Below are 23480 nucleotides of genomic sequence, written 5' to 3'. Positions count from 1 at the left end.
TGCGGGTGTAGTTCAATGGTAGAACTCCAGCCTTCCAAGCTGGTCGCGTGGGTTCGATTCCCATCACCCGCTCCATACATAAAGCAGAGAGCCCATTGGTTCTCTGTTTTTTTTATTGAATGCAAAAAGAAAGAAGGCTTATCCAAGTAGGAGAATGGATAAGCCTTTGTTCAATCCAGGTATAATCTCGTGTCGAAAGCTGTCTGACGTTTTCTATGGTAGAAACATATGTTTTCGTGTACAGTAAAGCTAAGATCGCTTACCGATAACAATGGTAACGGATCTCTTGCCTTGCCTCCTGCATTGTCAGGGGGCTTTTTTGCGTCGTACAAGTGAAAGCGATCTTAGAGGGCCTCTATTCTCGGTCCTGCTTCCTGGACAGACGCAATCGGAAGAGAAACGATAAAGCGCGTACGTTTTTCATTGGAATCACAATGGATCGTGCCTTGATGCTTTTCAATAATATTTTTGCAGATGGACAAGCCGATGCCTGTCCCGTTTTGTTTTGTCGTAAAGAATGGTTGGAAAAGATTCTCTACGATCTCAGGTGGAATCCTTTCTCCGTTGTTTTCCACACTCAAATAAAGCCATCCATCTGAAGATGTGGAAATGACATGAATATATTTGTCTGAACGACTTTGTACGGCGTCAATGGCATTGTTTAATAGATTGACGACGACTTGTTTCAAGCCTTCTTCATAACAAGCGAGTGAGCAGGGGTGGATTTGTTTTTCAAATCGTATGTTTTCTCCCACGAGGCGAGGCGTAATAAGCATTTCTACTTCTTCCAGCAACTCTTCAACCTGAACGGTTTTGAAAATTTCATCGAGGATTGGTTTTTTGGAAAAGCTGAGGAATCCAGTCAATTGCCGATGCAAATTCTCAAATTCATGCATGACGACTTGAATATACGTTTGGAGTTGAGCCTGCTCCTGTGTAGACTCGCCAATCAGCTTCAGGAACCCTTCAATGGCGCACAACGGATTTCGCAGCTCATGAGCCATATTTGCGGCAATTTTCCCGAGCATGGTCAGTTTGTCGTTATGCAAATAGGAGATCGTCTCTTCTTTTTGAACAAGCTCTTTATTAATCATTTGTTCAAAATGATATACGGCCCAGAAGACGCTTTCGTCCATGGCTTTGCCCAATTGGCTTTCCAAATAGTGCATTTCTTGTGAGGAGAGGGACCATTTCTGCAATTCGGGCTGGAGTACCCGCCAGAATACATTCCGATACAACTGGTACGTGCGCAAAATGGAGGAGAAAGGGAATTCCTGAGAACGCAGCCACTCTCCCATATCTAATGCCCAAGTCTGCATGTCATGATCTACATCCTCAACCAGATAGCGAGCCAAGAGCACTGTTCGTTTTTCCGCAAAATCGCGGGGAATGGTTACAGGAATTTCCATGCTGCGAACAATTTCTTGCAGCCATATTGTGGTGATACTTGGTGTTAAGTCTAAAATCTTCCTTGAAACGTTATAAAGGTTCAGCGTCACAGTCTCCACCATCTCTTATCCACCCCATTAAAATCGTAAGGGAAAAGGGTAAGATTAGACAAGGTATATTTAGCCTGATTTCGCAATAAAATGCATTTTTTTTGGAAGTTTTTATCTACAAAATCCGCTGAAAACCGCCTTTTTTCGGAAAAATATCCAATCATGAGTCCGATTCCAGTCGCATAAAGTAGAATGGACGAACTTTATTGGACCAGGGAGGCAGGGATGGGCGAGTATTTTTGGCTGGGTCTTTTACATATCTTTATGATCGATCTGGTATTGAGCAGTGACAATGCCGTAGTGATAGGAATGGCCTGCCGTGGACTACCTCGTACAGAGAGAAAACGGGCAATCTTATATGGAACAATGGGCGCGATCGTTTTACGCATCGTACTGACGGGAATGACAACCTGGATGTTAGATATTCCTCTGGTAAAGGCTATCGGGGGATTATTATTGCTATGGATCGCGTGTAAGCTAATGCAGGGCGAGAATGAAGAGCTGACAGACGTCTCGCATAATCAGACAATGGGTCAGGCAGTCAGAACGATCATATTGGCAGATTTTGTCATGAGTTTAGACAATGTTTTGGCAGTTGGTGGAGCAGCACATGGCGATTTATGGTTAGTTTTGCTTGGGCTTGCTATGAGCATTCCGCTGTTGATGTGGGGAAGTGCATGGATTGCCCGTATTATGAATCGCTTTCCCAGTCTGGTCATCATTGGTGGAGGCATTCTTACTTTTACAGCCGTTGATATGTGTTTGCAGGACCCGTATGTCTGGAAGTGGGTAAATCCATTGCTACTCAATCATATGTGGTTGCCCGTATTTGCTGCTGTATTGGTTATGTTCTGGGGGCGTATGAAAAGAACGTGAAAAGGTAATGAGGAGCATACATTCTGGGGCATACTACAGCAAAGATCATGACCGTTTTTGCTAACTGCAAGTGGTCGCATCGAGCTCAATGAAAAACATAGCAGGAAAGGAATCATTGCTAATGAATACAAGCCTCTTGATGCTATGGGGATGCTGGGATGAAATATACCAGCGTTGCACCAGACTTACCTATATTGACAAAGGGAATAATATATTTCGCGTTGTTGTTTTGCGTTATCGGGGAGAACCGCTCGTTACGACGGATAATTGCACCATTCATGACGGAGATATGATCTTAAAGCTACATATACACAATTATTACTTTGCAACATTATGCAAAGGCGTGAAGGACGAACTACGTGTGGCGTTGCTGTTGCGCAGGCATATCCTTCAGTCTCTTCCGAAGCTAGCCGCGTTTCTTGAGACGATGGAAAATAAAGAACAAATAAAAGGGATAGTCGGCACCACCATGCTGCATAAGGGCGTATCTCCTTTGGGATTCTCGATATCGGATGTGCCCATGAACTGGTTCTTTCACTACAAGCGATGGTATTTGCGTATCATGCTGAGAATTGTCCATCCTGATGGAAAACGGCGAGTACAAACGTGGAATCATGAAATGCCTCTCAAGCGTGTCTATATGTCCAAGGAGTTATTGCTAAATCGATATGGCCAACGGGAGCAGCCTCTAGGAGAGCCCCACTAATGACAAAGCGGTTTCTGTTAGTAACAGAGGAATGGGCAGGAAGCGGCCACCGGATGGCTGCCGAAGCCCTGCAAGAAGTATTAATGGGAAATGAGGGTGCACGATCGGCCCGAGTGGTAGGAGGTCTGAAAACTGCCAGTCCAAGCTTGCGTGTGCTCTCTCATTTTTTTTATCGCAACATGCTGCGCTATGGTCAACCTGTGTGGCAACGTATCTATGAGCAGGAAGAACGACTAGCTGGGACTTTGTCCAAGCCATTGGGATGGTGGCTGTCCGCAAGATTAACCCATCAATTATTACGAGAAGAACAGCCTGACGTTGTAATCGCTACGCATGCTTACTGCTTGTCCGCATTGGCAGAGGCGAAGAGAAAGGTGCCTAAGCCTTTCCAGCTAGTTTGTGTGCCTACGGATTACCACATTAACCGGTTTTGGATTCATCCGGAAATAGATGCGTATATGGTGGCTCATGAGCAAATCGGACAAATATTGCTCGAGCGATACGGGATTGAGCCTGCGAAAATACATGTGTATGGCATTCCGGTTCGGCCAGCTTTTACTGCAGCACAGAATACGAACAAAGCGGCTTGGAAAAAGCAGCTTGGACTCGCACCTGATTTATTCACAGTGCTGGTTTGTGGAGGTGAAGGCGGTTATGGTGGTGTCGAGCAGGTTGTACGTGAATTGCTGCTGGAAGAGCAACCATTGCAGCTTATAGTCGTTACAGGAAAGAATACAGGACTGTATAAACAACTGGAGGACTTGCTTGGTACGCAGGCAACGGTGCATCACTTATTATTGAAAGGCTTTGAGCCGCAAATGTGGAAGTGGATTGGAGCAGCCGATGCCTATATCACAAAGCCAGGCGGTATTACGTGCGCGGAGTCACTTGCTCTTAAAACACCACTCATTTTGTATAAACCATTACCCGGCCAGGAAAAGCATAATTGTTCATTTTTACTCGAGCAAAAGGCAGCGATCTTGGCGGAAACTCCCACTGACATCAAAAAAATGATCAGACTATGGCGCCAGCCTGCAAGAAGAGATGCTTTTGCAGCGCATATGGACAAGCTGGGGCGACCAGAAGCAGCCCAGCAAATTGCCCAGGCCCTCTTGCAATTAACAGACTAAAATTGGAAGAAAAAAAGAACGCATGAACAAGCAAAACTTCACACATATTAAACTTACAAACGACGAGGAGGTGATACAGATGGCGAACAACAGATCTACTAACAACCTGGTGGTTCCTCAAGCAAACCAAGCTCTGGACCAACTGAAATACGAAATCGCATCCGAATTCGGTGTTCAGCTTGGACCAGACACCACTTCCCGTCAAAACGGTTCAGTTGGAGGAGAGATTACAAAACGTCTTGTCTCCTTTGCTGAGCAACAACTGGCTGGACGTGGCTAATCTAATAAGCTGGATGAAGGGGAGGCACCTATGGTGTCTCTCCTTTTTATTCATCCCAAAAAGGAAATTATTTACAAATTAAAATTAGGCGGACAACCGCATAAATTATGAGCCTAGGCGGATTCTATATGTGTTAGGAGGTGAGTGGAAATGACAGTAGGAGCACAAGTGAAGCAGACGCTTGCCAGCTTGAAAGGTGCACAGGCAGATTTTGAAACATTTGCTCTCAGCACGCAGAACAAGAAGGCGAAGCAATTGTATTCGCAAGCAGCAGAGCAAACGCAATCCATCGTGGATAACCTCCAACAGCGTGTAACAGAGCTGGAAAAGGAAGAGCCGCAGTTTAAAGGATTTTAGTAAGTGTTGGGAAGGGAGAGGGACTCCCTCTCTCTTGGTTTTACTAGTACTTGCCAAGTTTTCTAATTACCTCAGGTGATGGAGGTGGCTTATGCCTGGCTGGTTAGATATCATGCTGCGTGCGATTGGGGCAGTTGCCTACTTGTTTATATTGACGAAGGTCATTGGGAAAAGGCAAATCAAGCAACTTACATACATCGAATATATCGTCGGCATCAGCATCGGTTCGATTGCGGCCTTCATGGCAACCGAAATGGATGGACCGATCTACCATAGTTTGATCGCCATGGGTGTCTTCGCGCTCTTCCCTGTATTAATGGGGTGGCTTTCACTTAAGAGCAAGATTCTCCGGGATTTTTTTGAAGGGAAAGCAACGGTTCTCATCAAGGAAGGGAAAATTTTGGAGGACAATCTGAAGAAGGAACGATTGACCGCGGAAGACTTGATGGAACACCTACGAGTCAAAAACGTGTTCCGAGTAGCCGATGTAGAGTTTGCGCTCATGGAAACGAGTGGGGAAGTCAGCGTCTTACTGAAATCAGAGAGTCAGCCGGTCACACCCAAGGTGCTTGAATTGACAGTAGCACCTTCGGAAGAGAATCAAATTGTCATTATGGATGGGATCATTATGGACGAGCCTCTGGCAACAGCAGGTCTGAACCGTAGATGGGTCCGCACTGAGCTGCAAAAAGCGGGAGTGGCTTTGGAAAATGTTTTCCTCGGGCAAGTAGACAAAGGGGGAGAGCTATATCTCGACCTCTACGATGATAAGCTGATGGTCCCTGGTGCCCAAGCGATGAAGCTGGCTTTTGCTACATTGAAAAAATGTCAGGCGGATTTGGAGTTATATGCACTCAGTACAAAAAATGAACAAATGAAGCGTACCTACCAAACTGACTCGGTACAGCTACAACAGATCATCGATCAAGTAAAACCGTTCATGATTCGGTAAAAAGGAGTGAGTGACTTGGCAGATCAAAAAAAGAAAAAGCTGACCCCCGTCCAGCAAGAATATCAGCAATTGGCAAAAACACACGAGCCTCCGCGACCGCTTTTGCGCAATTTTACCCGGGCATTTTTAGTGGGTGGAATCATATGTGTAATCGGACAAGGAATACAAGAGATGTTCATACACTACTTTGATTTTACGGAGAAAACTGCTGGAAATCCCACAGTTGCTGTCTTGATCATAATTTCTGCACTCCTGACTGGACTAGGACTATATGACCGAATTGCCCAATGGGCTGGCGCAGGTACGAGTGTACCGGTAACGGGCTTTGCCAATTCGATCGCGTCAGCCGCTATCGAGCATCGCAGTGAAGGACTTGTGTTGGGGGTCGGCGGTAACATGTTCAAGCTGGCGGGGTCCGTGATCGTGTTTGGAGTCGCGGCGGCATTCGTCGTTGGCTTGATCAAAACATTATTTACGATGGGAGGCTAACGGATGCGCCAAGGTCATCAGTCATGGGTCTTTCCTTTAAAACCTGTCATTCTCGGTCACGCTGCGATTGGTGGGCCTTTTGAGGCTAAGGGACCGTTAGCCGACGACTTTGATACATTGCACGGTGACTTGATGCTCGGACAAGATAGCTGGGAAAAGGCGGAGAAGGTCCTGCTGGAAGAAGCGTGCTCGAAAGCGGTAGAGAAAGCGGGGCTCACGAAAGAGCAAATAAACTTTATGCTTGCCGGGGATTTAATGAACCAGATAATTTCTGCCAGCTTCTCGGCCCGGACGCTTTCGATTCCGTTTCTGGGAATATTCGGAGCGTGCTCAACCGCGATGGAAGGCTTGGCCTTGGCTGCTCTCATGGTAAATAGCCAATCTGCTGATTACGTCCTGGCTGCTACCTCTAGCCACAATGGCGCTGCAGAAAAACAATATCGTTATCCGACCGAGTACGGTTCACAGAAGCCTCCGACGGCACAATGGACAGTAACCGGAGCGGGTGCCGCTGTCGTAGCCAGTCAGGGTAAGGGATTACGGATCACGGGAGCCACTATCGGACATGTCGTTGATATGGGATTGACAGACCCATTTAATATGGGGGCAGCGATGGCACCTGCAGCCTTATCAACGATTGAGTCACATTTCCGTGACTTTGGGCTCCCTCACGACCATTACGATTTAATCGTGACAGGCGATTTGGGACGAACGGGCCATGCCATTTTATCTGATCTATTACCCAAGCATCACATGCAAATTCCGTTAGAGCGTTATGTGGATTGCGGGAAGCTGATTTACGGTGAAAATCCAAATGTGTGGTCTGGTGGCAGCGGATGTGGCTGTATCGCGACAGTGACATATGGGCATCTGCTTCGACGGATGAAGCAAGGAGAATGGAAGCGAATCTTGCTGATTGCCACGGGAGCCCTTTTATCCCCGTTGACCTTCCAGCAGGGAGAAAGCATTCCTTGCATCGCCCATGCCGTGGCTGTTGAGTCGGAGTAATTTGGAGAGTGATACCATGATGTTTTTGTGGGCGTTTCTCGTAGGAGGAACGATTTGCTTAATCGGTCAATTTCTCATGGATGTCGTCAAGCTCACACCTGCCCATACGATGTCCTCTCTTGTTGTCACTGGTGCAGTATTAGACGGTTTCGGTCTATACGAGCCACTGGTTAATTTTGCCGGAGCAGGAGCGACAGTACCCATCACGAGCTTTGGAAATGCACTTGTGCACGGAGCGATGGCGGAGGCCGAGCAGCATGGAGTCATTGGCATTATTACCGGCATTTTTGAAGTGACGAGCGCAGGCATTTCGGCTGCCATCGTCTTCGGATTTATCACCGCAGTCTTGTTTCGACCAAAAGGATAATGGCAGGTACAAGTTACCTTTAGTGCCAAAATACTTGAATTGAACCTACTTTCGCCAGCTTGTAGAATGGGTTGGGTAAGGAGGGAACAATTTATGTGGTGGAGCAAGAAAGCATTAACAGCCTTGCTTGCGGCGTTTATGGCCGTAGCGTTTATTTTCCCGGCCGACTCCCTGGCAGCCACACAGATCAAGCGTGGCAGTGTGAATGGGGATGTATGGGATTTGCAGTATCGCTTGCAGATGTTAGGCTATTACAATGGTAAATTGGACGGCAAGTACGGTGCGAATACAACAAAGGCCGTCAGACAGTTTCAAAAAGCATACGGATTACCGGTAGACGGTATTACTGGTCGAAATACATGGCGAGTCCTGAAAAAAGTGTCGGTGAATAAAGCAGAAATGCAGATGCTGGCACAGCTTGTCTATTCAGAAGCTCGCGGTGAACCGTATGAAGGCCAAGTGGCAGTTGCTGCGGTTGCTTTGAACCGTATCCAGTCCAAACAATTTCCCAATACACTTGCGGGCGTCATCTTCGAGCCTTTAGCGTTTACTGCTGTAGATGATGGACAATTCTGGATGACTCCTAACAAGAGGGCTTACCAGGCAGCGTGGGATGCTGTACGAGGATGGGACCCAACGAACAATTCTCTTTATTACTTTAACCCTGTTACGGCAACCTCCAAGTGGATTTGGTCACGTACACATGTGAAAAAGATCGGGAAACACATTTTTGCCATCTAACCATCGTCTAATGAGCCCTTGATGCAGCATTCGTCATGATGCTGATCGAGGGCTTTCCATTTGGCTGGAAACTATTGTACATTGTATTCGCAAAATAGTTCGATAAAATGATACGAAAGGATTCACAAAATTCCCTATGGAGGTTGATGATGAAGAAACGGATGATCCTTGCCTCACTGGCAGCCTTGTTTCTAGTAGGTGCACCAGTTGTGGAGGCAGAAACAAATCAAACGAATGGAACACCTTATGAAGACATTAGCGGCCATTGGGCAGAGCAAGAAATCAATAAACTTTACATAGCCGGCGTAATTGGTCAAAACGAGTATTTTCGGCCTGATGAGAACGTGACGCAGGGTGAACTGCTCACGATGTTTGTGAATGCAAAAGGAATTGAGCCTGTTGCGAGCATCCAATCATCCTTTGCGGACGTTCCTGCAAACAGTTGGCTGTCGCCCTATGCAGAGACAGCCTATCGGTTGGGGATCGTTCATGGACAAAAGCAGGGGAATCAGCTGTACTTACATCCTGATGCCCCGGTGAAACGAGCTGAGCTCGCCTCTATGCTGGTAAGAACGATGGGCGACAGCGGAGCAGTCAATAACCTGAAGTGGTCGACGACGATTCAGACATTGAACAAATACTCGGATGGGGACAGCGTGAAGGAGAGTGAGCAACGGCCACTCGTTTACGCCATGCAAAATGGGCTCATAAGTGCGTATGAGGACGCTACATTAAAGCCGAACAAGTACATGACAAGAGCCGAAGCAGCCACATACGCGGCACTTCACTTGGTTGAGGATCAACCGAAAAGTACGAAAGCACTCTCCAATGGGACACCTTTTCGCCAAGAATTAACCGTACAGACGACTGCTTACAGCTACCCTACCGACAAGATCCTTTCGTATCTGGAGTATCCACTGCGAGAGGGTGTTGTAGCGGTTGATCCAAATGTAATTCCACTTGGCTCTCACTTGTATATCGAAGGCTATGGTTATGCGGTAGCAGCTGACATTGGTGGTGCAGTTAAGCAACGCCATGTCGATCTGTATCTTCCAACCTTGAACCAAGCTGAAAATCATGGCTTGAAAAAAGGTGTCAAAGTATACGTGCTTGATTAATAAAATACTGAACATATTTCCTGCTCTTTCCACTCATACTACGTGGAGGGGGTGGGATTTTTTTAATGGTATGGTTGTTACTCGGTTTGCTTGTCTTATTGATTTTGATATTCATTACACCAATACAATTGAAGTGTTTTTACAGTCGCGAGGGTGAAAATGATCAGTTGGATATTACGATTGCAGCATGGGGCATAATCCGTAGGAAATACGAAATTCCGATTCTCCTCTTGAAAATGACAGAAGCCGGACCTGAGCTGGTAGCAAAGGTGGAGACGGTACAGCAAGGAAGCAAGCTACGGGAGAGGGTCAAAGATTTTACGCGGAGGCAAGTGAAATTATGGTATCGCAATTATCGTGAACTACTGGAAAAAGCACGCGATTTACTACCGTTGCTAAAAGACATGTTCAAACATATTCGCTGTACCGAGTTCGAATGGCATACGTGGCTGGGCACTGGTCAGGCAGCTGAAACAGGTGCGCTCACAGGATTAATCTGGGGAGTAAAAAGTATGGTTGTCGGTGTTGTTTCTCACGCCATTTCTTTACGTGTGATGCCAGCTATGAGTGTACAGCCTGTATGGAACCAATCACTTTTACATACGAAAGTTCATATGGTGTTGAATTTTCATTTGGGTTATCTCCTTTATTCCGGGATCAAAGTGTTTCTGCGTGTCCGCAAAAGTAAATCAAAAAAATGGGAACCTGTCTCTTCACGTGTCTAATGACAAAACGAAGAAGCACGTATATGAATTACCTCGTGAGGGGTACATGCTCAGGATTTGTTAGGGGAATGATAAAGCATGACACAGATAGGAAGGAGGAGCGACATATATGGCAGACCACCCGATTCAAGGCCTGATGAGAACAGCGATGGAAAATCTCAAGCAGATGGTAGACGTGAATACAATCATTGGCGATCCTGTAGAGACTCCTGATGGTAGTGTCATTCTCCCGATCTCCAAGGTAGGATTTGGGTTCGCGGCCGGGGGTAGCGAGTTTCAATACGATCAACAGCATGCTGGTCGCCAGCAGCATCAGCAGCAGCATGAGCATGCCGGTCACCCGTTTGGCGGGGGTAGTGGGGGCGGTGTTTCCATTACACCTGTAGCATTTCTGGTTGTCGGCAAACAAGGAATTCGCTCAATTCCGCTGGAAAATACCACGCATCTCTACGACCGGATTTTGGATTCTGTTCCGCAAATTGTGGATAAAGTACAGGGGATGTTTACTAAAACGGATGAAACCCCGATGTATTCCAACACGATTATTGCCAGAGCAGAAGAACAAGATTTGGAAGATCTTATGGATCGAAAATAAGTAAAGTAAAAAACAGGTATCCCTTATAAGAAGGGCATACCTGTTTTTACTGTTGAAAGCGTATGACATTACCAGCGCTCGTTTACGAACAACCCTGTTTTGGAAACATGTTGAAAGTGAAGGCTTGAGACTGAGGAGGCAATATACGGATGCCGAGCCATCGCTTCCTCGTAGTAGCGCGAAAAGGAGCCAAGAGGATTGCGTTGCAATCGCAACGTTGCTCCCCTGAATGATTGGGCGATACTCTCCATTTCTTTTACGTAATCCACATAGCTGGTTTGGACGGCCTCGAACCATTTTTCGTCATTCATTTCCAGCTGCCCATCTGGCAACAGCTTGATGCCAAACGGACTGAGCTTTTCATCTGCGTCTTTGGCAACCTGAGCAAACGCATCCAGCTTCTGTGTTGTTAACGTATCTTCTTTTTCGGCAAGAAAAAGCTGCAGGCGATTATACCGATTCATTAATGAGTGTGTACGTTCTTGTAATTGCTCGATATCAGGAGCAATCTCGTTGTTCTTGCCTGCTGAAATAAACTCCCGTGCACTTTTCTCCAAATCTGAGGAAAAGCGGTACAGACGCGATAAGGAATCGGAAAGCTCTGTCATCCATTGTTGCTGGCGAGTGTAGTATGGCTGTAAATTATAGCCCGAAATTGGATAGACGGGTGTGCTTAATTTTGCCTGAAGCATGTGGTAATGATAGCGGCCTACCCGCTGCGTAAATGGAACATGGCTGACTCGATTCGTTTTCATGTCGGTCACCTCCTCAAGAGTAAATGGAATGAATCCCCAGGAACAATTTACTATCTCCTATTATAGACGATGCTTACTCCATTTCAATGAGCAGATCGCCAGTTTGAATCGCTTCGCCAGCTTTTACATAGACGGCTTTAATTTTTCCGTCGAGCGGGGCTTGGATGGTCGTTTCCATTTTCATCGCCTCACTCACCAGCAGATGCTCACCTTTTCGCACCTTATCTCCTTCTGCGACAAGCACCTTCAGTACTTTTCCTGGCATGGAGGCACCAAGGTGGGCAGGGTTTTGTGCTTCGGCTTTTCGGCGGATTAGTTCAGAGACCTTCGCAGACTGATCGCGAATGAATATTTCGCGAGGCTGTCCGTTCAGTTCAAAATAAATGATGCGTCGGCCATCTGGATGAAGCTCACCAACTGCAACCAGCTTGATAATTAATGTTTTACCACGCTCGATTGTAATGGCGGTCTCTTCGCCCGGACGCAATCCGTAGAAGAACGTTCCGGTATTTAATACCGACAAGTCTCCGTATTCCTTCAAGCGTTGTTCAAATTGTAAATAGACTTGCGGATACATAATATAGGACAGGACGTCTAAATGACCAGGCTCACGTCCGATTTTGGCTTCCAGCTCAGCAGCAACTTGCGTAAAGTCAATGGGTGCGAGCAACTCGCCGGGACGTGCAGTAAACGCATCGCGACCTTTTAGTACGAGCTCTTGCAGTTCCTTCGGGAATCCGCCCGGCGGCTGACCAAGATAGCCTTGGAAAAATTGAATGACGGAGTCCGGGAAGTCGAGACGCGTGCCCTTTTCCCAAATGTTCTCCTCATTCAAGTTGTTCTGAACCATGAACAGCGCCATATCGCCCACGACCTTGGAAGAAGGCGTTACTTTTACAATGTCACCGCACATTTGATTGACGACAGCGTACATATGCTTCACTTCGTCCCAACGACCTTCCAGACCAACAGCCTTGGCTTGCTGCTCCAGATTGGTGTATTGACCTCCTGGCATTTCGTGAACGTACACCTCGGTATTGCTCGCTTTCATGCCGCTCTCAAAGCCTTGGTAGTACGGACGGACATCTTCCCAGTAATCGGATAGCTTGTTGAACGATTCAAGGGATAATCCCGTCTCACGCTCGGTGTGGGCTAAACCTGCGATCAATCCGTTCAGGCTAGGCTGGGAAGTGAGTCCAGACATGGAGCTCACGCATGCATCGACGATATCCACACCAGCTTCGATAGCCTTGAGAAGCATAGCGCCGGCGTTCCCTGATGTATCGTGCGTGTGCAGGTGAATCGGAATGCTGATTTCTTGTTTCAAAGCCGAGACGAGCGAATAAGCAGCATAAGGCTTCAACAAACCTGCCATATCCTTAATCGCGAGGATATGAGCACCAGCCTTTTCCAATTCCTTCGCCAGATTCACATAGTAGGCCAGGCTGTATTTGGTTTTGGTCGGGTCCAGGATATCTCCTGTGTAGCAAATTGCCGCTTCAGCTACTTTCCCCGATTCACGGACGGCTTCGATCGCTGTTTGCATCCCGGGCAGCCAGTTCAGACTGTCAAAAATCCGGAAGACATCGATGCCATTTTCCGCTGAAGCTTTGACAAAGGAGTGAATCACATTATCCGGGTAGTTGGTATAACCTACGCCGTTTGCTCCTCGCAAGAGCATCTGAAACAATACATTTGGAATGCGTTGGCGAAGAATTTGCAGCCGCTCCCAAGGAGATTCCTGCAAAAAGCGCATGGTGGTGTCAAAAGTAGCACCGCCCCACATCTCCAACGAGAAGAGACCCGAGCCGAGCTTACCCGTCGCTTCTGCAATCGAGGCAAGGTCATAAGTGCGCACACGCGTAGCAAACAAAGACTGGTGAGCATCGCGGAATGTCGTGTCTGTGACAAGCACCTGCTTCTGCTCCTGAATCCAACGAATCAGACCGTCAGCGCCTTCTTTGTCAAGAATTTGCTTTGTACCGTCGGGATATGGCTGGGTAAATGGTGTCCGCGGGATGCGCGGGGAGTCGAAGTGCGGCTTCTTCTCCGATTTACCCAGTCCTGGATATCCGTTGACAATCGTATCGCCGATATAAGATAGTAATTTGGTACCGCGATCCTGACGGCCAGGGAAGATGAATAGCTCTGGCTTGGTATCAATAAAGGACGTATCGTAATTGCCACTCAAAAAATCAGCGTGCGTCACGACATTTTCCAAAAACGGCAAGTTCGTTTTCACGCCGCGGATACGGAACTCACGCAATGTTCTCAGCATTTTGCGAGCGGCTTGATCAAAGCTCGCTCCATACGTGGAGATTTTGACCAGGAGCGAGTCATAAAACGGTGTAATAATCGCACCAGGATATCCGTTTCCGCCGTCCAGCCGTACGCCGAACCCTCCTCCCGAGCGCCAAGCTGACAAACGACCGGCATCTGGCAGAAAGTTGTTTTCAGCGTCTTCTGTCGTGACACGGCATTGGATCGCAAAGCCGCTCATCTTGATATCACTTTGCGACGGGATGCCGATCTCTTCATCAGAGAGTGCATGACCCTCGGCGACGCGAATCTGCGACTGAACAATGTCAATTCCAGTGATCAGCTCCGTAATCGTATGCTCTACTTGAATGCGTGGATTTACTTCTATAAAATAAAAACGCTTGTCCGGCGTAAGCAAAAACTCGACAGTACCTGCATTCGAATAACCGGCTTTTTGCATGAGAGTGAGAGCAGCCTGGCAAATATCTTCACGCAGTTTGTCATCCAGCGATAGGCTAGGAGCTACCTCAACGACTTTTTGATGGCGCCGTTGGACAGAGCAATCTCGTTCAAACAGATGAACGATGTTTCCGTGGTTGTCTCCCAGAATTTGAACCTCGATGTGCTTGGGTTGTTCTAAGTATCGCTCCAAATACACCTTGGCATTGCCGAAGGAAGAGCGGGCCTCGGAACGAGCGCGATCTAATGAATCCTGCAATTCATCCTGACTGCGGACGATGCGCATGCCTCGACCTCCGCCACCGGAAACGCCTTTAATAATGATAGGGTAGCCGTATTCCTTGGCAAAGAGAAGCGCTTCTTGCAGGGTTTCGATTGGCTCAGGCGTACCTGGAATCACTGGGATATTCGCTTCGATCGCGAGACGACGAGCTTCTACCTTGTCCCCGAATTTGTCGATCAGCTCATGGGATGGTCCAATGAAAATGATGCCTTCTTCTTGACAACGCTTTGCAAATTCAGCATTTTCGGCTAAGAATCCGTAACCTGGGTGAATGGCGTCAATATCGTTGCGCTTGGCAATTTCAATGATACTCTCGATGTCGAGGTAAGCCTCGATAGGCCCTTTCCCTGCCCCGACCAGGTACGACTCATCTGCCTTGAAGCGGTGGATGGAAACGTTGTCCTGCTCGGAGTACACGGCTACCGTACGTATGCCGAGTTCTGTTGCTGCGCGAAAGATCCGAATGGCAATCTCACCGCGGTTTGCGACCAGTAGGCGGTTGATTTTTCTCTTTTTCATTATTCTCTCCCCCTTACGTCTCGGAAAAAAGACGTATCAAAATTATATATAGTACAAATATACAAAATCTTCTCTACACAAGACACACTTTTTTATCACCCAGGAGGATGGAAAAATATGAACAACATAAATGACAAACTACCTGTTTTTGTGTACGGCACACTATTGGCGGGCTTTTGCAATCATGAGAATTACGTCAAACCGTATACGCATCAGGCTACACCTGCGACGATCCAAGGCGAGATCTATCATTTGCCGGCGGGCTATCCTGGACTATTGAAAGGAGAGCAGAAGGTTGTGGGGGAGATGATTATGTTTGCTCCCGAAGTGTACGAGCAAGCGCTAGCGGGATTGGACGAGCTGGAGACGTACTACGGTGAGGGTGATTCGCGCAATGAATATGAACGGATCATCGTGCCTGCGACTCTGGAGGGAACAGGTGAAGTAGTGAACGTCTATGTATATCGTTATTTGGATCAAGTGCTGGTAAAGCAAACAGGGGTCCACGTTACAGATGGAGATTGGCGGCGCTACATCCAATCGCTGACTGAATAGCTGGCGTTCGTTTTGCCAAAACTGGTAGGGAAAAGGAGGGAGCCCTGCCATGGAATTACTCCATTATGATCCTGCACAAATCTGGCGTTTATTGATTCCGCAAAGTCAATGGATGTTTCCCGACGAAGTTCCAGACGATGAACTGATCTTTCATTATCGTGACCATATTTATTTTGTAAACAATGATGGCTCAGTTTTGTCCATGCCACAGCCTGCATGCTTTGAAACGCTGGATATGGGCACCTTGCTGGAGTATTTGGCAACCTCGGAGGACACGATTGATTTTGACGATGAAGGAGAGTTCGATTACGGCCATGTCTTAAAGCGCATGGGGTATATCGTGCCAGTCAGGGAAAAGCGGGAAAAAGCCACGTATCAAATCGAGATCATCAACACAGCACTGCCAAAGGCATATGGAACCCGGTACGAAATGAAGCAGGTTACCTTTGCTTTTGCCCTCTATCATGCGCTGATGCGTTGCCATGAGCTGAATGCGAAGACGGATTGGGAATATGAGCATGAAGTGAAGCGAATCGCCAAGGTTGAAGTTAAACGGAGCGGAAAAGTGCAAGTGAATCTGTAATTTCTACTATTGGCATAGTGAAAAAAAGTGAATGATAGGGTATGATAATTGAGGTACATATGAAAGATTTGGTGAGGAGGAAGAAATCATGACAACTGCTGTTGAGCGTCAAGGCGCATTTGTATTCAAAGGTGGTCCTGTAACACTGCTCGGTCCTGAAATCAAAGTGGGAGATACTGCTCCTAACTTCACTGTAGTAGGTGGCGATCTGTCCCCTGTAACTCTGGAGGATTCCAAAGGTACAGTTCGTATCATCTCCGTAATCCCTTCTATTGACACTGGCGTGTGCGATGCACAAACTCGCCGTTTCAATGAAGAGGCTGCGAAATTGGAAGGCGTAACCGTTCTGACTGTATCCGTTGACCTGCCATTCGCACAAAACCGCTGGTGCGGTGCTGCTGGCATCGACAAGGTGAAAACTGTATCTGACCACAAAGACCTGTCCTTCGGTACAGCTTATGGCGTAGCGATCAAAGAATTCCGTCTCTTGGCTCGCGCTGTATTCGTAATCGATGCAAACGACAAGGTTGTACACGCTGAGTATGTGGCTGCTGCTGGTGAGCATCCAAACTACGAAGCTGCGATTGCTGCTGCACAAGCTGCGAAGTAAGCGTAAATACGATCTTTTTATAAGGAAAGCTCCCTTTTTGTCCGCGTGACGAAGAGGGAGTTTTTTTATTTATGCATGTGGAAAAAATAGCCTTGACGAAATTACTAACCAGTGGTTATATTATAACCAACGGTTACTAACCGGTGGTTATAAAGTTTTTCAAGAAATAAGGAGTTGAATGTCACGCATGGCAAGCAAACAGGAAATACGTTCGGAGGAAACGAAGCGGGCGATTTTGACGGCGGCTGCAGACCTTTTCGCCACCAGAGGCTTTGATACGGTATCTATCAGGGAAATCGCCAAAGCAGCAGGCTGTTCTCATACAACGCTCTATATTTATTTCAAAGATAAAGAAGCTCTGCTTCATCAGCTGTCCAAGGAACCGTTGCAGAGCTTGGCGCACCAAATGGAAGAAACACTGTCCAATCGCTCGCGAACTCCGGAAGAAATCCTCCGGGAAATCAGCAGTCAGTTCATCCACTTTTGCCTGAGCAATCGAACGATGTACACCTTGTTCTTTATGATCAAAGCTTCTCGTATCGATGTAGAAGAGCCGGAAGAGGAATTGCAATCGCTGCGCAATCAATTGTTTGGTTTGCTGAGGCAGGCTGTAAGGGGATGCTTGCCAAAGGATGCAGGAGAAGAAGAGGTGCTTGCCTATGCAAGAATTTATTTCTATACGTTGCATGGCATCGTCGGGACGTATACACATTCTGAGGAACCGTTGGACGGCTTGATAGAAAGGCTAGCACCTACATTCGCTCTGTCCGTGGATGTCTTTCTCGCAGGAAGCCAAAAAATGTTGAACAGGGAGTGATTCGCATGATGATGAGAGCTGAGCAAATCTCGGAGAACATCTGGTGTATCAAAGCGTGGATGTTGATTCCGTTGCGTGTGTGGATGGTCAAGGACGAAGATGGTGTTACGCTTATTGATGCGGGGATGCCGTTTATGACAAAACGGATTGTCTCTTTTATCAAGCAGCTGAATGTAGGGCCGCTCAAACGAATACTGCTTACGCATGGTCATTCAGATCACGTGGGAGCCGTCAAAAAAATCGTGGAGACCGAATCTGTGCCAGTCTATGCACATCGAATCGAGATTCCCTATATGGAAGGGAAAAAGCTGTATCCCCGCCGCAAAAAGCTGGAAGTAAATGTTCAGCCAGACTTGGCACAGCCTTTGCCAGAGGATGAGCAAGGAAATCTCTCCCTCATCGGGGGACTGCAACCCTACCTGACACCGGGCCATTCACCGGGACATGTGGTGTATTATCACGAAAAGGACGGGGTGATGTTGGCTGGAGATTTGTTTACCTCCAAGCGCGGCAGATTGCATCGTCCCATGCCTATGTTCACGGCGGATATGGCTCAGGCTCTCAAAAGCAGCTTGATCATCCGCCACTTGCGACCACGTCATGTAGAAGTATGCCATGGCAAGCCGATTCATAATCCCGCAGAGCAGCTGGATGACTATTTGAAAGAGGTATCTGCTTCCTTTTCGATCCCAGCCAGTGTTTGGCAATCATAGAGCACTTTTTAATTAAACCGAATTATTTGAAACGAATCCCCTTTTTCAGCCGTCATAGGTTTGAGGTGATTTGGATGAAAAAGGTAGGAGTGTTTTGCCAACTCTTTCTATTAACGACATTATTACTAACTGGATGTGGGGGTGGATCGTCCGCACAAGGGACTTCGCAGTCGCTCACGGAACCACCGCAGCCGGTTATTGCATGGAGCGGAAAAACGGCTGCGACAGTACCCGCATCTTCCTGCTGGAGCTACAATAACGAAGCGATCTGTAAGGATACGGCGGCACCACCGGAGCTCGTTGCGGAGCAAAAGCCTGCACCCCTGCAAGTAAAACCAGGAGCCACGCTGACCGTCACTTTTGCCCAGCCGCCAACCGCGAATACGCTCAAGGTAACCCAATGGAATGGCATGAAAGAAGTTGAGCAAGCAGTGGAAAACGGCAATCAATGGAAGGCACCGGAACAGCCAGGCTGGTATTTGTTCGACGTGCGCGGTCAATGGACGCAAGGCGATGCTGGTCATGCATTTGTGATCGAAGTAAAAGACAACATCTGATAGGCTCTCCAGACGGTTATGGCAAAACAGCCATGATCGTTTTTTGCTATACTGGAGGGGAGGGAACACCCAAAGGAGAGACAACATGCTAGAAGAATTGATAAGCTTCACGGCTGATGAGGCAGATGCAGGACAAACGGTACGGGAAGTCCTGCAAAAGCGCTATGGCGTATCGAGACGCCTGCTCATTCGCGCGAAATTTAAAGGCTCGATTACACGGAATGGCGTCCTCGTTTTTGTGAATGAAAAGCTGCAAGCTGGCGACGAAATTGCCGTCATGGTAGAAGAGGAAGTAGAAGAGACGGTAGCCCCAGAGGAAATGCCGCTCCAGATCCGTTACGAGGACGCTGACTTGATGGTCATCGCCAAGCCTGCGGGACTTGTCGTCCATCCTACAGGGAATCATCCAGGCGGAACATTGGCGAACGGATTGATCGCTTATTGGAAACAACGGGGAGAGAACAGAAGGTTCCGGGCGGTGAACCGTTTGGACAAAGATACTTCAGGCTTGATGATTGTGGCCAAAAATCAATGGGCGCACGAACAATTCAGCCGTATGCAACAAATCAGAACGCTGCAACGCACCTACCGAGCAATCGCCCAAGGGATTGTCGAGTCAGATGAAGGGACGATTGATGCACCGATTGGGCTTGCGGAAGATTCGTTTATCACCAGACAAGTAAGGCCGGACGGGCAGGCAGCTGTTACTCATTATCGTGTGCTTGCCCGAGGAGATGGAATGAGCTTTGTCGAGGTCAAGCTAGAGACTGGGAGAACGCATCAGATTCGTGTTCATATGAGCAGCGAAGGTCATCCATTAGCAGGAGACGATCTGTACGGAGGAGAACGCGAGCATATCGGCAGACAGGCTTTGCACGCTTGGGGGCTATCCTTTGTCCATCCGAGAAACGGTCTGGCTATGAACTGGGAGGAGCCACTGCCAACTGATATGGAGCAGTTAGTCCAACAATTTTTCCCGGATTACCCGAGTAAGGAAATGACCTAGACGAAAAATTTCGTCATTTCCCTCTGGAAAGCTGTAAGCGTTTTCGATATGATAGAAGCAATGAAGGAATGAGTTGAAACACAACAGAGAATAGCTGGCTGTCTGCGGGGGAAAATCCCGCAAAGATTTTTTTCAGTAGCAGACAAGACCCAGCTTGCGCCTGATGCCTGTTTCGGATCGTTTTGACAAAGAGGGTCTCCCTTTTTTATTTGTCATGCACCGGAATTAGCTTGGGGGTGAGCTGGGTTTTTATTTGCCCAAAAGAAGGAGAGGGTCTCATGAAGCTGGTTTCCTATCGGCTAAGTCAAGGGGATGCTTGGCGAGCGGGGCTTCTACATGAAGGAAAAGTCAAAGACATTGCGTTAGCGTGTCCAGCTGCGCCTAGCACAGTGCTTGGTTTGCTCGAAGAGTGGGCAATCTGGCTACCTGTCCTGAAAACAGCATACGAGACACAGGATGGCTGGGATTTGGAACAAGTTGAGCTAGGGTCGCCACTTCCTCGTCCTTCCAGCTTTCGCGACTTTTACGCTTTCGAGGCACATGTGAAGACAGCGAGAGCAAAACGCGGGCTTCCAATGGTTCCTGAATGGTATCACTTCCCTGTGTTTTATTTTTCGAATGCAGCCGCTTTTACGGGGACGCAAGCGAATATTCGCAGACCAAAAGCAACCGAGTGGCTGGACTATGAGCTGGAAATTGCCTGCGTGATTGGAAAAGCTGGGGAAAACATTCCGATTGACCGAGCTGAGGAGCACATCGCGGGCTATTGTATCTTGAATGATTGGAGTGCCCGGGATGTACAACGAGAGGAAGTCAAGGTCGGGTTAGGGCCAGCCAAGGGAAAAGACTTCGCAACGTCCATGGGGCCGTGGCTGGTTACACCGGAGGAGCTAGCGGATGTACGTATCCCAGGCAATAAGGGCAGTCGCTACAACCTGGAGATGGTGGCACGTGTCAATGGCAGAGAGTATTCACGAGGAAACCTCAAAGACATTCATTATACATTCGCCGAAATGATTGCCCGCGCTTCGGAGGACTGTTTCTTGTATCCGGGAGATGTCATTGGATCGGGAACAGTAGGTACTGGCTGCATTTTGGAGCTCGGTACTGAGCAGTTTGGTTGGCTTGCGCCAGGTGATGTGGTAGAGCTAGAGGTGGAGCGCCTCGGTGTGCTCTCCAATACGATTTGTGAATAAGGATGAAAAAAGGAGGAAGGAACGTATGGCTTTTTACCAACGTATGGGGGAAGTTCCACAGAAGCGGCATACGACGTTTTACAAGCCGGATGGGGGACTGTACCGCGAGCAAGTGATGGGAACCAAAGGGTTTTCCGGGATTCAATCGATTCTGTACCACCACAACCCGCCTACCCAAGTGAGGGAGACGCGCAAATATGCAGACGTCCGCTTGGAGTATGTCCCGCAGGCAGATTTGAAGCATCAGCATTTTAAAACATTTGATGTCGAGCCTGGCGGGGACCCGATTTTCGGACGCCGATACTTGCTGGGGAACAACGATGTCGTCATGGCAGTGTGCGCGCCGACCGAGCCGATGGATTACTTTTACCGCAATGCGGATGGTGATGAAGTCATCTTTGTGCATTATGGTGAGGGAGAGCTGCAAACAATATTCGGTACACTTGCTTACAAGCCTGGTGACTACCTCGTCATCCCGATCGGCACGACGTACCGGATCGAGCCTTCTGTGCAGAGTCGTTTCCTCGTCATTGAATCACAAAATGAGATTGTGCCACCGAAGCGTTATCGGAACGAGCATGGTCAATTGTTGGAACATTCGCCGTTTTGTGAACGTGATATTCGTGTACCGGAAAAGCTGGTGACGCATGTGGAAAGCGGAGACTTCGAGGTGCGCGTGAAACGCCAGTCTGTGGTTTACAGCTACTTCTTTGACTTCCATCCGTTTGATGTCGTTGGCTGGGATGGATATTTGTATCCGTATGCGCTGAGCGTCCATGACTTCGAGCCCATTACCGGCCGTATTCATCAGCCGCCTCCCGTGCATCAGACCTTTGCCGGTCAAAACTTTGTCATCTGCTCATTCGTCCCACGGATGTACGACTATCATCCGCAAGCGATTCCTGCGCCTTACTACCACAGTAATGTAGAGAGTGACGAGGTGTTATACTATGTAGATGGCAATTTTATGAGCAGAAAAGGCATTTATGAGGGCTCGATCACACTGCATCCAATGGGGATTCCACACGGGCCGCATCCGGGCAAGGTGGAGGCGAGCATTGGGAAAAAAGAAACGCAGGAGCTGGCTGTCATGTTGGACACATTCCATCCGCTTCACGTCACCAAGCATGCTTTGGTTATCGAGGATGAGACGTACATGTCAAGCTGGTTGCCACCGCGCGAGTAGGAAGAGGTGCAAAACGAATGGAAATCGCCATTCACGAGATTGAACGTCAGGATAAATACAAGCTGTTGATCGGGTGTATCGTTCCAAGACCGATCGCTTGGGTTACCTCTCTAGGGGAGGGGGCGATCGTCAATGCTGCTCCTTTCAGTTATTTTAATGTCGCAAGCATTGAGCCAATGATGGTGTCAGTGGCCGTCATGCGTAAGCCGGGTAGCGTCCCAAAAGATACGGCACGAAACATTTTGCAAACAGGCGAGTTCGTGGTCAATATGGTGGATGTACACAATGTCGATGCTGTGAATCAGACATCTGCCGATTATCCGCCAGAGATCAGTGAAGTCGAGGCATTGGGGCTGGAAGTAGTCCCTTCTGTTCGGGTCAAGGTGCCGAGGCTTCGTGCATCCCGTATCCATTTTGAATGCAAGCTGCATCAGATTGTCGAGTTAGGGAGCCCGACAACTTCCGATTTGATTATTGGAGAAGTGGTGCACGTTCACGTAGCGGATGAGCTGTACCATGCCGGGAGGATCGATGCCGCAGCATTTGCCCCCGTCAGCAGATTAGCCGGACATACGTATGCGACTCTCGGTGAATTGTTTGATCGTCCACGACCTGTTTATGAGCCACCTGTTGATTGATCTCCGCCCAGCGACGGAGGACAAATCCCTCTACGGACCATTTTACCGGAATCGCCTATCGGGTATCCTGTAGATACAAGGCAAGGGGATACTGTAGAGAGGGTGGTTTGTGATGATGGAAAGACGACTATACCGTTCGAATCATGATAAACGGTTATTTGGAATTTGTGGTGGGATTGCGCAATTTTTGCGAATTGACTCAACGCTGGTGCGTGTAGGGGTTGTAATTCTCACCGTTTGTACGGGGGTTCCCATTCTGCTTTACTTGCTGTTGGCGATGATTATGCCAAAAGAACCGCAGTGGTCATACGCTTCAGACGGCTTCCCTATGCATGATGTGCCCTATAATGGACATGCACGCATGAGTGATCTGGACCAAGAGATTGACCGTCTGGAAAAGCGGGCGTTGGTTCAGGAAGTGTATCGCCTGCGTGAAGAATTGGGCAAATACAAAGGGCTTTAATGTAGGAAGAGACTTCTAGGGCAGAACTCTAACCCGTT

27 protein-coding genes and 1 tRNA gene are annotated in these 23480 nt (G+C 48.0%); 25 read left to right on the top strand and 3 right to left on the bottom strand.

The genetic code is table 11. The features are described 5' to 3' along the window. Position 1: 1 nt before the first annotated feature. Positions 2 to 75, top strand: a tRNA-Gly gene (locus AB1L17_RS28395). Between the two features lie 269 nt (positions 76 to 344). Here the strand turns inward: AB1L17_RS28395 and AB1L17_RS28390 are convergent. Beyond that, positions 345 to 1511, bottom strand: a complete 1167-nt coding sequence (locus tag AB1L17_RS28390) for a sensor histidine kinase (RefSeq protein WP_412848266.1) — start codon at positions 1509 to 1511, stop codon at positions 345 to 347. Between the two features lie 213 nt (positions 1512 to 1724). On the opposite strand from AB1L17_RS28390, the gene AB1L17_RS28385 reads away from it, so the two are divergent. From AB1L17_RS28385 to ytfJ, 13 genes are all read left to right on the top strand, one after another. Continuing rightward, the gene (locus AB1L17_RS28385; RefSeq protein ID WP_412848265.1) at positions 1725 to 2375 is read left to right on the top strand and encodes a TerC family protein; all 651 of its coding nucleotides are present in this window, start codon (positions 1725 to 1727) and stop codon (positions 2373 to 2375) included. Positions 2376 to 2496: 121 nt separating this feature from the next. Next, positions 2497 to 3081: a YkoP family protein gene (locus AB1L17_RS28380; protein ID WP_412848264.1), complete on the top strand. Its 585-nt coding sequence runs from the start codon at positions 2497 to 2499 to the stop codon at positions 3079 to 3081. Beyond that, positions 3081 to 4211 carry an MGDG synthase family glycosyltransferase gene (locus tag AB1L17_RS28375; RefSeq protein ID WP_412848263.1) on the top strand — a complete coding sequence of 377 codons (1131 nt, stop codon included), beginning with the start codon at positions 3081 to 3083 and terminating at the stop codon, positions 4209 to 4211. Before AB1L17_RS28380 ends, AB1L17_RS28375 begins: the two co-directional genes overlap by 1 nt. A 79-nt stretch (positions 4212 to 4290) precedes the next feature. Next, positions 4291 to 4491: an alpha/beta-type small acid-soluble spore protein gene (locus AB1L17_RS28370; RefSeq protein WP_412848262.1), complete on the top strand. Its 201-nt coding sequence runs from the start codon at positions 4291 to 4293 to the stop codon at positions 4489 to 4491. Between the two features lie 150 nt (positions 4492 to 4641). After that, positions 4642 to 4848, top strand: a complete 207-nt coding sequence (locus AB1L17_RS28365) for a DUF1657 domain-containing protein (protein ID WP_007717150.1) — start codon at positions 4642 to 4644, stop codon at positions 4846 to 4848. Between the two features lie 91 nt (positions 4849 to 4939). Then, the gene (locus AB1L17_RS28360) at positions 4940 to 5800 is read left to right on the top strand and encodes a DUF421 domain-containing protein (protein ID WP_412848261.1); all 861 of its coding nucleotides are present in this window, start codon (positions 4940 to 4942) and stop codon (positions 5798 to 5800) included. Positions 5801 to 5815: 15 nt separating this feature from the next. Further along, positions 5816 to 6289 carry a stage V sporulation protein AC gene (gene spoVAC / locus AB1L17_RS28355; RefSeq protein ID WP_412848260.1) on the top strand — a complete coding sequence of 158 codons (474 nt, stop codon included), beginning with the start codon at positions 5816 to 5818 and terminating at the stop codon, positions 6287 to 6289. Between the two features lie 3 nt (positions 6290 to 6292). Then, the gene (spoVAD, locus tag AB1L17_RS28350; RefSeq protein ID WP_412848259.1) at positions 6293 to 7297 is read left to right on the top strand and encodes a stage V sporulation protein AD; all 1005 of its coding nucleotides are present in this window, start codon (positions 6293 to 6295) and stop codon (positions 7295 to 7297) included. Between the two features lie 16 nt (positions 7298 to 7313). After that, a complete protein-coding gene (spoVAE, locus tag AB1L17_RS28345) occupies positions 7314 to 7664 on the top strand; it encodes a stage V sporulation protein AE (RefSeq protein ID WP_106837897.1) in 351 nt (116 codons plus the stop codon). Positions 7665 to 7757: 93 nt separating this feature from the next. Next, the gene (gene sleB / locus AB1L17_RS28340; protein WP_412848258.1) at positions 7758 to 8405 is read left to right on the top strand and encodes a spore cortex-lytic enzyme; all 648 of its coding nucleotides are present in this window, start codon (positions 7758 to 7760) and stop codon (positions 8403 to 8405) included. 149 nt (positions 8406 to 8554) lie between these two features. Continuing rightward, positions 8555 to 9523 carry an S-layer homology domain-containing protein gene (locus AB1L17_RS28335; RefSeq protein WP_412848257.1) on the top strand — a complete coding sequence of 323 codons (969 nt, stop codon included), beginning with the start codon at positions 8555 to 8557 and terminating at the stop codon, positions 9521 to 9523. Positions 9524 to 9588: 65 nt separating this feature from the next. Further along, positions 9589 to 10248, top strand: coding sequence for a DUF2953 domain-containing protein (locus AB1L17_RS28330; RefSeq protein WP_412848256.1), 660 nt, complete (start codon positions 9589 to 9591; stop codon positions 10246 to 10248). A gap of 109 nt (positions 10249 to 10357) precedes the next feature. Next, positions 10358 to 10843, top strand: coding sequence for a GerW family sporulation protein (gene ytfJ / locus AB1L17_RS28325; protein ID WP_412848255.1), 486 nt, complete (start codon positions 10358 to 10360; stop codon positions 10841 to 10843). Between the two features lie 68 nt (positions 10844 to 10911). On the opposite strand, the gene AB1L17_RS28320 is transcribed toward ytfJ, so the two are convergent. Both AB1L17_RS28320 and pyc read right to left on the bottom strand, forming a co-directional pair. Then, on the bottom strand, positions 10912 to 11598 hold the full coding sequence (locus AB1L17_RS28320; protein WP_412848254.1) for a hypothetical protein: 687 nt from the start codon (positions 11596 to 11598) through the stop codon (positions 10912 to 10914). Positions 11599 to 11671: 73 nt separating this feature from the next. Next, complete coding sequence (gene pyc / locus AB1L17_RS28315; protein WP_412848253.1) at positions 11672 to 15118, bottom strand: pyruvate carboxylase; 3447 nt, start codon at positions 15116 to 15118, stop codon at positions 11672 to 11674. A gap of 117 nt (positions 15119 to 15235) precedes the next feature. On the opposite strand from pyc, the gene AB1L17_RS28310 reads away from it, so the two are divergent. From AB1L17_RS28310 to AB1L17_RS28260, 11 genes are all read left to right on the top strand, one after another. Further along, positions 15236 to 15673 carry a gamma-glutamylcyclotransferase family protein gene (locus AB1L17_RS28310; protein ID WP_412848252.1) on the top strand — a complete coding sequence of 146 codons (438 nt, stop codon included), beginning with the start codon at positions 15236 to 15238 and terminating at the stop codon, positions 15671 to 15673. 49 nt (positions 15674 to 15722) lie between these two features. Continuing rightward, positions 15723 to 16256, top strand: a complete 534-nt coding sequence (locus AB1L17_RS28305) for a hypothetical protein (protein WP_412848251.1) — start codon at positions 15723 to 15725, stop codon at positions 16254 to 16256. Positions 16257 to 16344: 88 nt separating this feature from the next. Further along, positions 16345 to 16866 carry a thiol peroxidase gene (gene tpx / locus AB1L17_RS28300; protein ID WP_007717107.1) on the top strand — a complete coding sequence of 174 codons (522 nt, stop codon included), beginning with the start codon at positions 16345 to 16347 and terminating at the stop codon, positions 16864 to 16866. A gap of 187 nt (positions 16867 to 17053) precedes the next feature. Continuing rightward, positions 17054 to 17683 carry a TetR/AcrR family transcriptional regulator gene (locus AB1L17_RS28295; protein ID WP_412848250.1) on the top strand — a complete coding sequence of 210 codons (630 nt, stop codon included), beginning with the start codon at positions 17054 to 17056 and terminating at the stop codon, positions 17681 to 17683. A gap of 8 nt (positions 17684 to 17691) precedes the next feature. Next, positions 17692 to 18396, top strand: a complete 705-nt coding sequence (locus AB1L17_RS28290) for an MBL fold metallo-hydrolase (protein ID WP_412848267.1) — start codon at positions 17692 to 17694, stop codon at positions 18394 to 18396. Positions 18397 to 18470: 74 nt separating this feature from the next. Further along, positions 18471 to 18953 carry a hypothetical protein gene (locus tag AB1L17_RS28285; protein ID WP_412848249.1) on the top strand — a complete coding sequence of 161 codons (483 nt, stop codon included), beginning with the start codon at positions 18471 to 18473 and terminating at the stop codon, positions 18951 to 18953. 85 nt (positions 18954 to 19038) lie between these two features. Further along, on the top strand, positions 19039 to 19959 hold the full coding sequence (locus tag AB1L17_RS28280) for an RluA family pseudouridine synthase (RefSeq protein WP_412848248.1): 921 nt from the start codon (positions 19039 to 19041) through the stop codon (positions 19957 to 19959). Positions 19960 to 20237: 278 nt separating this feature from the next. Then, positions 20238 to 21155: a fumarylacetoacetate hydrolase family protein gene (locus AB1L17_RS28275; protein WP_412848247.1), complete on the top strand. Its 918-nt coding sequence runs from the start codon at positions 20238 to 20240 to the stop codon at positions 21153 to 21155. 25 nt (positions 21156 to 21180) lie between these two features. Next, on the top strand, positions 21181 to 22341 hold the full coding sequence (locus AB1L17_RS28270; RefSeq protein ID WP_412848246.1) for a homogentisate 1,2-dioxygenase: 1161 nt from the start codon (positions 21181 to 21183) through the stop codon (positions 22339 to 22341). 17 nt (positions 22342 to 22358) lie between these two features. Beyond that, positions 22359 to 22979: a flavin reductase family protein gene (locus AB1L17_RS28265; RefSeq protein WP_412848245.1), complete on the top strand. Its 621-nt coding sequence runs from the start codon at positions 22359 to 22361 to the stop codon at positions 22977 to 22979. Between the two features lie 112 nt (positions 22980 to 23091). Further along, on the top strand, positions 23092 to 23442 hold the full coding sequence (locus AB1L17_RS28260; protein WP_412848244.1) for a PspC domain-containing protein: 351 nt from the start codon (positions 23092 to 23094) through the stop codon (positions 23440 to 23442). Positions 23443 to 23480: the final 38 nt, after the last annotated feature.

The organism is Brevibacillus jepli, assembly GCF_047229145.1.
In the GTDB taxonomy this organism is placed as follows: Bacteria; Bacillota; Bacilli; order Brevibacillales; family Brevibacillaceae; genus Brevibacillus.
This window is presented reverse-complemented; position numbering and strand designations above follow the sequence as displayed.

Excerpts from the sequence above, each read along its gene's own strand:
- AB1L17_RS28385 (WP_412848265.1), top strand. The coding sequence starts at position 1,725 with ATGGGCGAGTATTTTTGGCTGGGTCTTTTACATATCTTTATGATCGAT.
- AB1L17_RS28320 (WP_412848254.1), bottom strand. The coding sequence starts at position 11,598 with ATGAAAACGAATCGAGTCAGCCATGTTCCATTTACGCAGCGGGTAGGC.
- AB1L17_RS28260 (WP_412848244.1), top strand. The coding sequence starts at position 23,092 with ATGATGGAAAGACGACTATACCGTTCGAATCATGATAAACGGTTATTT.
- AB1L17_RS28265 (WP_412848245.1), top strand. The coding sequence starts at position 22,359 with ATGGAAATCGCCATTCACGAGATTGAACGTCAGGATAAATACAAGCTG.
- AB1L17_RS28275 (WP_412848247.1), top strand. The coding sequence starts at position 20,238 with ATGAAGCTGGTTTCCTATCGGCTAAGTCAAGGGGATGCTTGGCGAGCG.
- AB1L17_RS28280 (WP_412848248.1), top strand. The coding sequence starts at position 19,039 with ATGCTAGAAGAATTGATAAGCTTCACGGCTGATGAGGCAGATGCAGGA.
- AB1L17_RS28295 (WP_412848250.1), top strand. The coding sequence starts at position 17,054 with ATGGCAAGCAAACAGGAAATACGTTCGGAGGAAACGAAGCGGGCGATT.
- AB1L17_RS28310 (WP_412848252.1), top strand. The coding sequence starts at position 15,236 with ATGAACAACATAAATGACAAACTACCTGTTTTTGTGTACGGCACACTA.
- AB1L17_RS28290 (WP_412848267.1), top strand. The coding sequence starts at position 17,692 with ATGATGAGAGCTGAGCAAATCTCGGAGAACATCTGGTGTATCAAAGCG.
- AB1L17_RS28335 (WP_412848257.1), top strand. The coding sequence starts at position 8,555 with ATGAAGAAACGGATGATCCTTGCCTCACTGGCAGCCTTGTTTCTAGTA.
- AB1L17_RS28270 (WP_412848246.1), top strand. The coding sequence starts at position 21,181 with ATGGCTTTTTACCAACGTATGGGGGAAGTTCCACAGAAGCGGCATACG.
- AB1L17_RS28375 (WP_412848263.1), top strand. The coding sequence starts at position 3,081 with ATGACAAAGCGGTTTCTGTTAGTAACAGAGGAATGGGCAGGAAGCGGC.
- AB1L17_RS28285 (WP_412848249.1), top strand. The coding sequence starts at position 18,471 with ATGAAAAAGGTAGGAGTGTTTTGCCAACTCTTTCTATTAACGACATTA.
- AB1L17_RS28360 (WP_412848261.1), top strand. The coding sequence starts at position 4,940 with ATGCCTGGCTGGTTAGATATCATGCTGCGTGCGATTGGGGCAGTTGCC.
- AB1L17_RS28390 (WP_412848266.1), bottom strand. The coding sequence starts at position 1,511 with ATGGTGGAGACTGTGACGCTGAACCTTTATAACGTTTCAAGGAAGATT.
- AB1L17_RS28380 (WP_412848264.1), top strand. The coding sequence starts at position 2,497 with ATGAATACAAGCCTCTTGATGCTATGGGGATGCTGGGATGAAATATAC.
- ytfJ (WP_412848255.1), top strand. The coding sequence starts at position 10,358 with ATGGCAGACCACCCGATTCAAGGCCTGATGAGAACAGCGATGGAAAAT.
- pyc (WP_412848253.1), bottom strand. The coding sequence starts at position 15,118 with ATGAAAAAGAGAAAAATCAACCGCCTACTGGTCGCAAACCGCGGTGAG.
- AB1L17_RS28305 (WP_412848251.1), top strand. The coding sequence starts at position 15,723 with ATGGAATTACTCCATTATGATCCTGCACAAATCTGGCGTTTATTGATT.
- AB1L17_RS28330 (WP_412848256.1), top strand. The coding sequence starts at position 9,589 with ATGGTATGGTTGTTACTCGGTTTGCTTGTCTTATTGATTTTGATATTC.
- AB1L17_RS28365 (WP_007717150.1), top strand. The coding sequence starts at position 4,642 with ATGACAGTAGGAGCACAAGTGAAGCAGACGCTTGCCAGCTTGAAAGGT.
- AB1L17_RS28370 (WP_412848262.1), top strand. The coding sequence starts at position 4,291 with ATGGCGAACAACAGATCTACTAACAACCTGGTGGTTCCTCAAGCAAAC.
- tpx (WP_007717107.1), top strand. The coding sequence starts at position 16,345 with ATGACAACTGCTGTTGAGCGTCAAGGCGCATTTGTATTCAAAGGTGGT.
- spoVAE (WP_106837897.1), top strand. The coding sequence starts at position 7,314 with ATGATGTTTTTGTGGGCGTTTCTCGTAGGAGGAACGATTTGCTTAATC.
- sleB (WP_412848258.1), top strand. The coding sequence starts at position 7,758 with ATGTGGTGGAGCAAGAAAGCATTAACAGCCTTGCTTGCGGCGTTTATG.
- spoVAD (WP_412848259.1), top strand. The coding sequence starts at position 6,293 with ATGCGCCAAGGTCATCAGTCATGGGTCTTTCCTTTAAAACCTGTCATT.